Annotated in this window: 12 protein-coding genes; 10 read left to right on the top strand and 2 right to left on the bottom strand. The window is 70.8% G+C overall.

The annotated features are described in order from the left end of the window. Positions 1-64 precede the first annotated feature (64 nt). Complete coding sequence (locus ACQEV1_RS03295) at positions 65-1177, bottom strand: hypothetical protein (protein WP_433390978.1); 1113 nt, start codon at positions 1175-1177, stop codon at positions 65-67. Between the two features lie 183 nt (positions 1178-1360). Between ACQEV1_RS03295 and ACQEV1_RS03290 the strand changes: the two genes are divergently transcribed. From ACQEV1_RS03290 to ACQEV1_RS03255, 8 genes are all read left to right on the top strand, one after another. Beyond that, positions 1361-2128, top strand: coding sequence for an IclR family transcriptional regulator (locus ACQEV1_RS03290; protein WP_285635026.1), 768 nt, complete (start codon positions 1361-1363; stop codon positions 2126-2128). Positions 2129-2179: 51 nt separating this feature from the next. Further along, a complete protein-coding gene (locus ACQEV1_RS03285) occupies positions 2180-3058 on the top strand; it encodes an NAD(P)-dependent oxidoreductase (RefSeq protein WP_433390975.1) in 879 nt (292 codons plus the stop codon). A 97-nt stretch (positions 3059-3155) separates the two neighbouring features. Then, positions 3156-4172, top strand: a complete 1017-nt coding sequence (locus ACQEV1_RS03280) for an ArsR/SmtB family transcription factor (RefSeq protein ID WP_433390972.1) — start codon at positions 3156-3158, stop codon at positions 4170-4172. Positions 4173-4241: 69 nt separating this feature from the next. Continuing rightward, positions 4242-5348, top strand: a complete 1107-nt coding sequence (locus ACQEV1_RS03275; protein WP_433390969.1) for a ferritin-like domain-containing protein — start codon at positions 4242-4244, stop codon at positions 5346-5348. Between the two features lie 29 nt (positions 5349-5377). Then, on the top strand, positions 5378-6454 hold the full coding sequence (locus ACQEV1_RS03270) for an alpha/beta hydrolase (RefSeq protein WP_433390966.1): 1077 nt from the start codon (positions 5378-5380) through the stop codon (positions 6452-6454). A 231-nt stretch (positions 6455-6685) separates the two neighbouring features. After that, positions 6686-7270: a septal ring lytic transglycosylase RlpA family protein gene (locus ACQEV1_RS03265; protein ID WP_433390963.1), complete on the top strand. Its 585-nt coding sequence runs from the start codon at positions 6686-6688 to the stop codon at positions 7268-7270. Between the two features lie 416 nt (positions 7271-7686). Beyond that, complete coding sequence (locus ACQEV1_RS03260) at positions 7687-8823, top strand: sensor histidine kinase (RefSeq protein WP_433390960.1); 1137 nt, start codon at positions 7687-7689, stop codon at positions 8821-8823. Further along, on the top strand, positions 8820-9485 hold the full coding sequence (locus ACQEV1_RS03255) for a response regulator transcription factor (RefSeq protein WP_285635004.1): 666 nt from the start codon (positions 8820-8822) through the stop codon (positions 9483-9485). The genes ACQEV1_RS03260 and ACQEV1_RS03255 overlap by 4 nt, the downstream gene beginning before the upstream one ends. Positions 9486-9491: 6 nt before the next feature. Here the strand turns inward: ACQEV1_RS03255 and ACQEV1_RS03250 are convergent, their stop codons facing one another. Further along, entirely contained in the window at positions 9492-10142 is a 651-nt protein-coding gene (locus tag ACQEV1_RS03250) for a hypothetical protein (protein ID WP_433390957.1), read from the bottom strand. A gap of 199 nt (positions 10143-10341) precedes the next feature. Between ACQEV1_RS03250 and ACQEV1_RS03245 the strand changes: the two genes are divergently transcribed. Beyond that, the gene (locus tag ACQEV1_RS03245) at positions 10342-10854 is read left to right on the top strand and encodes a SigE family RNA polymerase sigma factor (protein ID WP_433390954.1); all 513 of its coding nucleotides are present in this window, start codon (positions 10342-10344) and stop codon (positions 10852-10854) included. Beyond that, complete coding sequence (locus tag ACQEV1_RS03240; RefSeq protein ID WP_433390952.1) at positions 10851-11981, top strand: hypothetical protein; 1131 nt, start codon at positions 10851-10853, stop codon at positions 11979-11981. The genes ACQEV1_RS03245 and ACQEV1_RS03240 overlap by 4 nt, the downstream gene beginning before the upstream one ends. The last annotated feature ends 15 nt before the right edge of the window (positions 11982-11996 follow it).

Below are 11996 nucleotides of genomic sequence, written 5' to 3'. Positions count from 1 at the left end.
CCTGAATACGAATCGTGCGATTCCGCAAGCGTAGTGACGAGTGCTCCCACAGGGAATCGCCATCTCAGGGACGAATGCGGGAGACAAGGGGCCTGAGTGCCCGCCGTCCGGACCGCCGGGAGGAGGCGCCGAGGGCGCGACGCCGGCGCATCACCGTCAGCCCGGCGACGAGCCAGAGCAGCCCGGCCTCGGTGACGACCGCGATCGCGATCAGGGTCGCCCAGGAGGTGCGTCCGGCCTGCATCGCTCCGGCCGGGGAGAGCGTGTCCAGCTGGGAGACGCCCTCGTGCGGGTTGCCCGGCGCGATGCGCGGCGTCGACGGCGTCGCCGAGATGGTGGGCAGCGGCAGCGGAGGGCCGCCGAGCGGCGGGTTGGCCGCGGATGACGCGGAGGCCTCCGGGCTCACCGACACCTGCGGGATGGCCGGCGCGCCCGCCATCGGCGCCGGGCCGGCCTGCGGCGGCGCCGGGGAGGGCGTGGCCGAGGCGGTGGGCCGGTGAGGCGGCTTGGCCGCGGGGCGCGGCGGGCGCGCGCGACGGGGCGGGACGGCCACGGCCGACCACGGTGCGGCCTCGGGTGAGACGGGTGCCGTGGAGAAGGACGGCGACGGCTCGGGCGACGGCGCCAGTGCCGGGGACGCCGCCGGTGCCGGGGACGTCCACGGCTCGGGTGACGCGTCCGTGCCGGGCGAGGACGACGGATCGGGTGCGCGGACCCGACGCACCATCCGGAAGGCGGCGGGGTGCGCGACGCCGAGCGACGCGATGACCGAGGGAGCGTTCGCCGCGCCGGCCTGCGCGACGACCGGCACCTGCGCGGGACCGCCCGGCCCCGGCCGGGCGGTGACGTGCAGCGTGCGGCCCCGCTGCGGGCTCAGGTCGCCCAGGTCGCAGGCCATGGCGGTACGGTCGGCGCTGGACAGGCAGCCCGGTGCCGCGGCCGCCCAGGCGGCCGGAGCGAAGGTGCTGAGCACGAGCGTCGCCGCCCGGGCCGTGCCGCCGACCGGGCGCACCGAAACGGCGTAACGGGTCCCCTCCGGCGCGCGGGAGAGGGTCTGGATCGAGGTCACCAGGTGGACGGCGGGCGCCGCGACCGCGGCGAACCGGGCAGGGCCGAAAGTCCCGCCCGTCGTGGCGAGCACCGCCGTGGCGAGCAGCGTGCCGGATGTCACCTTCATGGCGGGACGTCCCCCAAGGTGTGGGATAGCCGGGTGGCCTTCGAGGGGGACGGGCGGGTGGACGCCCGCAAGGCGAGTCGCTACGTCTTATAGCCGAGTCACCACGCATTGTAACCCGCGGGACTCTCCCAGTTTTTTCGCCTGACGAAAGTAGGATGTCGTCAACGGGAGAGGAGAAACAGGGTGACGGGGGATGACACGGGAGCGCGGGCCGCGTCCGGCGTACGCTCGCTGGAGCGGGCGTTCGAACTGCTCGAACACCTCGCCGACGCGGGCGGCCGACTGGCCCTGACCGAGCTGGCGGAGACCTCCGGGCTGCCGATGCCGACCATCTACCGGCTGATGCGCACCCTGGTCAACCGCGGATACGTCCGACAGGAGCCGTCCAAGCGGTACGCCCTCGGACCCCGCCTCATCCACCTCGGCGAGACGGCGGAGCGGCTGCTGGGGTCCTGGGCGCAGCCCTCGCTCGCGCAGCTCGTGGACGAGGTCGGCGAGACCGCCAACATGGCCGTACTGGAGGGCGACGAGGTGGTCTACGTCGCGCAGGTGCCCTCCAAGCACTCGATGCGCATGTTCACCGAGGTCGGCCGGCGCGTGAACCCGCACTGCACCGGCGTGGGCAAGGCCCTGCTCGCCCAGCTCCCCGACTCCGTGGCCGGTGAGATCATCGGCCGTACGGGCCTGCCCGCGCACACGCCGCACACCATCACCGACCCGGCGGCGCTGCTGAAGCAGCTGGGCACGATCCGGCGGCGCGGATACGCCCTCGACGACGAGGAGCAGGAGATCGGCGTGCGCTGCGTCGCCGTGCCCCTCACCGGCACGCCGACCCTGGCCGCGATCTCGATCTCCGGGCCCCAGGGCCGGCTGCCCCTCAACGTGATCGACGACGTCGTACCGATCATGCGCCGTACGGCCGGACGCCTGGCGGAGAGCCTCTCGGCGTGACGCTCGTCTCCGCCGAGATCATCCCGGCGAGGGTGGGGTAGAAGTGATCTCATGGACAATTTGACCGTTGCCGTACTGGGAACCGGGATCATGGGCGAGCCCATCGCCCGTAACCTGCTGCGCGCCGGCCTCGGCGTGCGGGCCTGGAACCGTACCCGCGCCAAGGCCGAGCCGCTCGCCGACGACGGCGCGGTCGTGTGCGACGAGGCGGCCGAGGCGGCCGACGGCGCGGACGTGGTCGTGACCATGCTGCTCGACGGCGACGCCGTCGAGCAGGTCATCGCGGGTGTGCTGCCCGCGATGGAAGAGGGCGCGATCTGGGTGCAGATGAGCACCGTCGGCGCCGAGGCCGCCGACCGGCTGGCCGAGCTCGCCCGGTCGCGCGACGTCCCGTACGTGGACTCCCCCGTGCTCGGCACCCGCAAGCCCGCCGAGGACGGCGCCCTGGTCGTGCTGGCCTCCGGCCCCCGCGACGAGCGCGTCGACCGCGTTTTCGAGGCGATCGGATCGCGCACGATGTGGATCGGCGAGGGCACCGAGGCGTCCCGGCTCAAGCTCGTCGCCAACAGCTGGGTCCTGGCCCTGACCTCGGCGATCGGCGAGGCGGTGGCGCTCGCGGAGGCGTTCGATCTCGACCCGCGTCTGTTCCTGCGGGCGATCGAGGGCGGCCTGATGGACACGCCGTACGCGCACCTCAAGGGCGAGGCCATCATCAAGCGTGAGCTGCCGGCGTCCTTCCCCCTGACCGGCGCCGCGAAGGACGCCGGCCTGGTCGCGGCGGCCGGCCGCGCCGCCGGGGCGAACCCGCGGATCGCCGACACCGCACGCGAGCAGTTTCGCCGCGCGATCGAGCTGGGTCACGGCGACGAGGACATGGCCGCCGTCTACTACGCGGCGCGTCGAACGGATGGCGCCGAAATCCGCGAATAGTCCCTACCGAATGTCGGTGATTGGGAGGATAGTCACATAGCGGAACCCTCGGGCATCTGCCCGCGTCCCACCTGTCTAGCCGACGGGGAAGCGAAACATGACTGTATCCACCCAGCAGGTCAAACGGCCGGACGCGACAGAACTTCATATCGGAAGGCTCGATAACGCGCAGGTACGTGTGTCGCTGGACCCGTACCTGTCCGTGCTGGCGCTCACGACCGACGCCCTCGGCGGACGCCGGCGCGGCGCGCCGGAGTCGTGGCGGCGGCACATCCGCTCGGTCGTCTCGCCCGCGCAGGCCCAGGCGGTGTGGCCGCTCGTGGCACCGGGACACTCGGTCACGCCCGACTGCGTGAGCCCGCTCAACCCCATCCTGGAGACGTCGGTCGACGAGCAGATCGAGCGGTTGCGGGACCTGTCGCCCGACGACCTTCTCGCCGACCTCGACGGCGTCTTCGGCTCCTCCGGGCCGCCTCCGCACTGGCGTACGGTCGCCCGGCAGCCGCGTAACTGGCTGCGCGCGTACGCCTCCGCGACGAGCCAGGTCTGGGCGGCGATGCGGCCGGCGTGGCGGGACGCGCGCCCGCTGCTGGACCGCGAGGTCGCGCGCGTGGGCGCGGCGGCGATGCGCGGCCGGCTCGACGTGATCCTCGGCGGCATCCATCCGAGCAGCCGGTTCGAGGACGGCGTGCTGAAGATCCGCGACCCCGAGCCGGCCCGGTTCGACCTGGCCGGACGGCCGCTGGTGCTGGTGCCGATGGTCTCCGGCGGCGACGCGCTGATCTGCAGCCTCGACCGGCCGGACGCGGTGTGGCTGGGCTACCCGGTGCCCGGCGCGGGGCGGCTGTTCCGCAGCCAGCCCGCGCCGGAGAGCGACGGCGACGCCCTCGAACTCCTGCTCGGGCCGGTCCGCGCGCAGGTGCTGAGCGCGGTGTCCCAGCCGGTCACGATGGGCGAGCTGGCCGCGCTGACCCGGCTCACCCCCAGCGCGATCACGTACCACTGCGAACGCCTCGCGGCCGCCGGCCTCGTACGGCGGGAACGGCACGGCCGGGAGGTCCGGGTGTCACTGACTCCGCGTGCGGAACGGCTGACCGAACTGTTCGAGGACTGACCCTGGCGGGGCCTGACTTTACGTGTTACCAAGATATGTAAAGCCCGGTCTTCGCGGGAGGTTTCCCCCATGACGATGCGTGATCTGTACACGACCCCCATTCCGGAGAGCACGTGGCACGTGCCCGTCGCGGGGGCCGCGCGGTTCAACTGGGAGTACGACGACGGCCGCGACCGGCTGCTGTCGCTCTACCAGAAGGGCAAGGACAAGCAGTGGGACGCCCAGAAGCGCATCGACTGGGGCGTCGCGGTCGACCCGCACAACGTCGCCGGCTTCCCCGAGGACCTCAACCCGCTGGCCGGCTCGGACCTGTGGGACCGGATGCCGCAGGAGGCACGCGACGAGTTCGGCCGCCATCAGGGCACCTGGCTGTTCAGCCAGTTCCTGCACGGTGAGCAGGGCGCGCTGACGGTCGCCGCCCGCATCGTGGAGTCGGTGCCCGACATGGACTCCAAGTTCTACGCCGCGACCCAGGTCATGGACGAGGCCCGGCACGTCGAGCTGTACAACAAGTTCATCCAGGACAAGATCGGGATGTACTACCCGATCAACCAGGACCTGGCCAAGCTCCTGGAGGAGTCGCTGTCCGACGGCCGCTGGGACCTGCCCTACCTCGGCATGCAGGTGCTCATCGAGGGTCTGGCCCTCGCCGCCTTCGGCGTCTACCGCGACATGTCCACCAACCCGCTCGTCAAGCAGCTCCTCGCGTACGTCATGCAGGACGAGGCACGGCACGTGGCGTTCGGGCGGCTGGCGCTCAAGGACTACTACGCGCAGCTGACCTCCAAGGAGCGCGCCGAGCGCGAGGAGTTCGTCGTCGAGGGCTGCTACCTCATGCGCGACCGGTTCAAGGGCAAAGAGATCTTCGAGACGCTCGACATGCCGGTCAAGGAGTGCATGAACCTCGTCGACAACGGCCCGGTGTACCAGCTCTACCAGTCGCTGCTCTTCACCCGCATCGTCCCGTGCGTCCGCGACATCGGGCTGTGGGGCGACAAGGTGAAGAAGGCCTACGCCGACATGGGTGTGCTCGACCACGCCAAGGCCGACCTGGTCCAGCTCATGAAGCAGGACGAGGACATCGCCGAAGAGATCGACCGGGCCAAGGCCGAACAGGAGCTGGCGGTACGCCGCGAGGAGGTCCACGAGGCCATCGCCCAGGGCACCGAGGACTGACCCTGACAAGTCCTCACGAGGTCGATCCGATGCCCCGAACCGGCAACGACTCCGGTCGTCCCCCGCTCTCGGCGTTGATCCAGAAGATCGTCATGCGGCTCGTCTTCCGGCTCCCCGCACCCGTCAAGCGGCGCTTGGCCGGACCCGCCGTCCAGATCGACGGGCGGACACTGGGTCTCGACGCACAACTGCTGACCGAGATGAGCCGTCGCACCGGTTTCTCCCTCGTCGTCAACGAATCACCGGAAGAATCCCGCGCGGCCATGGAGAACGGCCGGCACGCGCTGGCAGGGCCGCGTTACACGGACATCCGCAGCGAAGACATCGCCATCGACACCGCTCACGGCGGCCTGGAGGCGACCCTCTACACGCCGCGCCACCTCACCACGCCCGCTCCCCTGCTGGTGTTCTTCCACGGCGGTGGATTCGTCATCGGCAGCCGCACCTCCTACGACTCCACCGTGTCCTTCCTCGCGCACCACGCGCAGGTGAAGATCATGTCCGTCGACTACCGCCTGGCACCCGACCATCCCTTCCCCGCCGCCGTCGAGGACACGATGGCCGCGTTCGAACATGCCCACCGGCACGCCGATGACCTGGGCGTCGACCGGTCACGGATCGCCGTCGGAGGCGACAGCGCCGGCGGCCATCTCGCAGCCGTACTCGCCCAGGTCGCCGCCCGCGGGGAAGGCCCGCGCCCGTCACACCAGTTCTTGTTCTATCCCGCCACCGACTTCACCCGGCGCCACCCGTCGCGGGACCTGTTCGCCGACGGGCTCCTCCTCACCGACCGGGAGATCACCTGGTTCGCGGACCAGTACGCCGCGTCGGCCGATCGGTCCGACCCGCGGCTCTCCCCGCTGCTGGGCGAGGTGGACGCCTCGATCCCGCCGGCGTACATCACGACCGCCGGATTCGACCCGCTGCGGGATGAAGGCGAGCAGTACGCGGAGAAACTGCGGCAGGCCGGCGCGACGGTGACCCTGCACCGCGAGGCCGACCTGGTCCACGGTTACCTGAGCTTCTTCGCCGTCGCGCCCCGCTTTCGGAAGGCGGCCCTGGAGTCCGCGCGAGCCATCCACGACCGCATGCACCACAGCCGCTGAACCGCCGCGACACTTCGCCACATTCTGCCTCCGGCGAGTAATACGATCATCGTTTCCGGGCCAACACGCCGTGAGATGGGGCACAAAAACCAGTGCCTTGGACGTGACCAAGCGGCGTGGACCCCTAGGGTCGGTGACTCGTGCGCGGGGCCTGGACGGCTCGTGTCGATCGGGGGCCGACGGTTCTGCCGGCGGGGCCCGATGTCCTGTCCCCGACCAAAGGACCCCTTTGTGGGTAGATCCGGCCGACATCGTCAGACTGAGACACCGAAGAGACTCCGTACCGCTCTCATCGCCGCCGCCGGGCTCGCCGTGGTCGCACTCGCCGCGATCACCGTCGCGGTGACCGGGGCCCGCTCCTCGTCGGCACAGCCGAAGGCCCGCGCCGCCGCCGACCCGCCGCGGCCGCTCGATCGGGCCAGCCGCGACCAGGACCGCACGCCGATCGCCACGCCGACGCCGGAGCCCAGCGACACGCCGACGGCGACGCCGGTCGCCAAGAAGAAGCGGCACGCCAAGGTCCTCGCGCACGGCGCGTGTGAGGCGTCCTACTACGGCACCGGCGGCGGGCGGACCGCGAGCGGGGAGGCGATCGATCCGGACGCCCTCACCGCGGCGCACAAGTCGCTGCCGATCGGCGCGAAGGTCCGGGTGACCAACCGCAACAACGACCGCTCGGTGGTCGTGCGGATCAACGACCGGGGCCCGTTCGTCGCCGGGCGCTGCCTGGACCTGTCCAGCGCGGCGATGCAGGCGGTCGGCGGCCTCGCCTCAGGGGTCATCCCGGTCAAATACGAGGTCCTCGCGAAAGTCTGAACGCTCAACAGAATCCGCGGGCCACACCAAGAAATGATCTAGAAACGGAAATGCGAGCGTTCGCGGGCGGTCGACTCCTTCCCCCAAAGAAGTCCCGACCCGCGAACGCTCGCTTTCCTGCGGCCTGGACGGGTACAGATCCAAGGCCCCTGGGAACGGCCTTCGCGTCGCGTCCCCCGTTGAATCCCCCAATTCATCGCGACGCGCCAGGCCTTTTTGTTGGTCTGTGGGGTCCTGCAGCCACTACGTTACGTAGCCCGCAAGGGTGAAGCCGTCCACCCCAGGGTGACACTTCGCCGTACAACCACGGTTGACCTGCTACTTTGCGGCTTCGTGGGCTCTACTGGGTGGTGGACCGCAGGTTTGGTCGGGCAGGCCCCGACCAAGGAACACAATGTGGCTGCGAAGGGGCGACCTTGAGGGCCAAACGGCTGGTCACCCCTGCCGACCTGCTCTTGTCGGCCGGGGTCTTCGCCGTGTATCTACCTTATCTACACGGGCGTGGTCATACCGCACCCGCGCTCATTCTGTCCGCGCTGGCCGCACTGGCACTGCTCGCCCGAAAGCGTTTCCCCATTCCCACCCTTATCGCATGTCTCATTCTCTCGGGTTTCATCGCGGCACTCCTGAGACACAGCTACCCGGCGAGTCCGGCGGACCTCGTCGCCCTCTACGCGGTCGGCCGTTACTGCGGGCGCGGCCAGGCGCTGATGACCGCGATCGCCACCCCGATCGTCGGCTTCGTCGTCGCCGAGATCTTCACGCGGATCCCCTCCTACGACATCGAGAACCTCGGCACCCTCGCGGCCGTTCCGCTGGCCGTGCTCGCCGGTGCCTGGGTGCGGATCCAGCGCACCTACGTCCTGGGCGCGGAGGAGCGCGCCGAGCGGGCCGAACGCGAGCGCGAGGACGAGGCGCGCCGGCGGGTCACCGAAGAACGCCTGCGCATCGCCCGGGAGCTGCACGACATCGTGGGACACGCGCTGATGTCGATCAGCGTGACGTCCTCGGTCAGCGCCCGGTTCGTCGAGGAGGATCCCAAGGCGGGCCGCGAGGCGCTGGAGACGATCAACGGCGTCAGCAACTCCGCTCTGGGGGAGATCCGCCGGACGCTCAGCCTGTTGCGCGGCACCGCGGAGCCGCTGAAACGCCCCGGGCTCGGCCTGGACGACCTGCCCGACCTGGTCCACCAGAGCCGGGCGGCCGGCCTGCCGGTGACTCTGCACGAGTCGGGGCGGCCCACCGAGGTCCCGGCGATCGTCGGGTTCACCGTGTACCGCATCGTCCAGGAGAGCCTCACCAACGTCAAACGTCACGCCCGCGACGTCATGAAGGTCGCGGTGACGCTCACCTTCGCCCCGGACAGCCTGGACGTCGCGGTCACCAATGACGGCAGGCCGGTCGAGATGAGTGATCAAGCCTCGTACGGCCTGGGTATCCAGGGCATGCGTGAGCGCGTCGCCGCGACCGGTGGACGTCTCAACACCACGGCACTGCCAGGCGGCGGCTTCCGTGTGCACGCCCGCCTGCCTCTGAAGGAGTCCCGTCCATGACGATCCGTGTCCTGCTGGCCGACGATCAGACGACCGTACGCGCCGGCTTCAAGCTCCTCATCGACTCGACCGAGGACATGCACGTGGTCTGTGAGGCCGCCGACGGCAAGGCGGCCGTCGAAGGGGCGCGTGCGACGTCGCCGGACGTGATCCTCATGGACATCCGGATGCCGGGAATGGACGGCATCGAGGCGACCCGCCGCATCACCGACGACCCGGCGCTGCGCGGCGCGCACGTGCTGATCCTCACCACGTTCGAGCACGACGACTACATCTTCGGCGCGCTGCGGGCGGGCGCCGCGGGCTTCCTGCTGAAGGACACCGCGCCCGATGAGCTGCTGGAGGCGATCCGGGTGGTCGCCTCCGGTGAGGGCCTGCTCGGCCGCGGCCTGACGGGCCGGGTGATCAGGGAGTTCGCCGCGCAGCCCGCTCCCGCCGAGCCGACGCCGGAGTTGGACATCCTCAGCGAACGCGAGCGCGAGGTGCTCACGCAGATCGCCGTCGGCCTCACCAACGAGGAGATCGCGGGCGCGCTGCACCTCAGCCCGGCCACCGCCAAGACGTACGTGCACCGGATCATGACCAAGCTCCAGGCCCGCGACCGCGTCCAGCTCGTGATCTTCGCCTACGACAAGGGTCTCGTACGGCCACGGCCGCAGTAGCGCCGGTTAGGCCTCCGAGTCCTTCGAGACCTGGATGAGGAGGTCATGGACGAAATACGCCTTCATCGGGCGTCCTTCGAGCTCGAACGGCACGACGTGGAAGTACGCGTTGGGCATCCGGGTGGGCTCCCAGCCGAAGAACGCCTCGGCCTCCGGCCGCAGGACGGACCACGGGCGCAGATCGTCCGCTGAGCGCATCGGCGCGCCCGACCTGCGCACGAACCGCCGGTCGACGACGTACTGCGCGACCTCGGTGTCCAGGCTCGTGTGCTCAAGCCAGAAGTCGGGCCACAGCGGAAGGGCGAACCGGTGCCGGGAGGAGCCGCCGCTGACCGGGTCGCCCAGGACCGCCGCCAGGTCCTTGATCTTCGGCATCTCCAGCGCGCTCCACCGGCCGGCGTCCTCCACCAGGTGAGCCGGCGGGTCGTCGTAGGGCGCCGGCGGGTCGAAGTGGGCCTCCGGAGCGATGCGGCGCATGACGTCGAGCACGGAGAGCTGGTAGCCCTCCACGGTCAGCGAGTGCGGGGGACGCGGTTCGGGGTCGGCGAACCTCTCGCACGACCAGCACCACCACGGCTCCGGTCCGCCCATGCACCCGCCGGTGAAGTAGATCTCGCGACGTTCGTGGCGCCGGTACGGCTCGTCGTCGATGGGCATGCCGTACTCCACGGGGACCAGCGGCCCGTCACACCGTTCGCATCTTGGGCTCATGCCCCCTCAGACGCCACCGGCCTCCCCGGGGTTCGACGAACTGGTGGACACGACAGGGGCCTCGGTACGGCCACGTCCGCCGGAACGGTGACATAGCGACGGCCACCTTCGCGCGTCTGAGGAGTAGACAGACCCGGAGGTGGCGATGGACGCGGTGGTCGAGCGTGATTTTCGTGAGTTCGTGGAGGCGCGGTCGCCCGCGTTGATGCGTCTCGCCTTCCTGCTCACCGGGGGCGATCAGCACGCCGCCGAGGACCTGCTGCAGACCGCGCTCGCGAAGCTGGCGACGCGCTGGCGGTCCGTCGACAGCCCCGAGAGCTACGTCCGGCAGGTGATCTACCGCCAGCAGGTGAGCTGGTGGCGGCTCAAGTGGCACCGGCACGAGACCAACGTCGCCGCGCCTCCCGACGAGGCGCGCGAGGACGGCACCTCCGCGGTGGACCTGAGGATGGCCGTACGGGCGGCGCTGTCGCGGCTGACGTCCCGGCAGCGCGCCGTGCTCGTGCTCCGGTTCTTCGAGGACCTGCCCGAGGCGGAGGTCGCCCGGCTGCTCGACTGCAGCGTCGGCACCGTCCGCAGCACCACCCACCGGTCGCTCGCGCGCCTGCGCGTCCTGGCCCCCGAGCTGAAAGAGACCTTGAAGGAGGTCCGGCAGTGAACACCGAGACCTACGTACGGCGGGTCCTCGACGAATGGTCCACCGAGGCACGGGTGCCGGGCGGGCTCGCCGACCGGGCGCTGGGCCGGCGCCGCACCGGACGGCGGACGACGAGGGCCGTGCTCGTCGTCGCGGCGGCGGTGCTCCTCATCGTCGCCGGAGTGACCGTCGGCGTGCAGGGCGGGCCGCGTCCGGCGACCCACCCCGTGGACACCTCGCTGCGGACCGACCCGAACGACGCGCCGCCCAAGCGTCTCGTCGCCGCCGGCCAGGTCGCCCTCTCCACCTACCGGACACTCCGGGTCAGCGGGAAGAAGGTCGTCTACACCTGGTACCTCTACGATCCCGCGTCGGGCGGATACCGGAAGGTCCCCTGGGCGTGGCTCGCGGTGGCGCCGGGCCTGCGGCAGGCCGCCGTCCTCGACGGGCCGCTGCCGTCCGCGCGTGTCGGCATCCTGGACATGAAGACGCAGCGGGTGACCCGCTGGATCCCGCTCAAGGCGGCGGCGGGCGGCCTGGCCTGGTCTCCGGACGGGCGGCGGCTGCTCGTGACGACGTACGCCACCGACCCGGACGCGCAGTACCACCAGGGCACGGGAGCGCGAACCGGGTTCATCGTGGTCGATCCCCGGTCCGGGGAGGCGCACTTCCACAGCCTCCTGTTCAACCGCGCCGACCCCAACGGGCGACAGGACCTCGGCTGGAGCAAGGACGGCACCCTGATCTGGGCCACGACCATGAGCTTCAACCCGCCCACCAGGCTCTTCTACGACCTGAACGGAGTACGGCGGCCGGCCCCCGCGCACGAGGCGGACTCGCTGGAGGAGGCCGGGATCTCCCCGAACGGCCGCCTGATCGCCACGCACGGGGGTGCGTCACCCGGCCTCGGCATCGCGGACACGAACGGCCGGACGGTGAGCCGGCTCCCGGTCATGCAACTGGTCGCCTGGGCCGACGACACCCATCTCATCGCCGTGACGTGTGACCTGGCCAAGTGCGGCGGACCGCGCACGCTGAGCCACCGGTACGTCCTGATGAGCGTCGACGGCAGGACGAGCGTTCCGCTCACCGGCTACAAGGCGCTGGGCATCGTGAACTCGTGGGATCCGGTGTTCACCCGCCGCTAGTGCCTCATCAGGCCA

The organism is Actinoallomurus sp. CA-142502, assembly GCF_050936355.1.
Taxonomy (GTDB): domain Bacteria; phylum Actinomycetota; class Actinomycetes; order Streptosporangiales; family Streptosporangiaceae; genus Actinoallomurus; species Actinoallomurus iriomotensis.
Note: the sequence above shows the minus strand (reverse complement) of the source record. Positions and strands in the feature narration are given on the sequence as shown.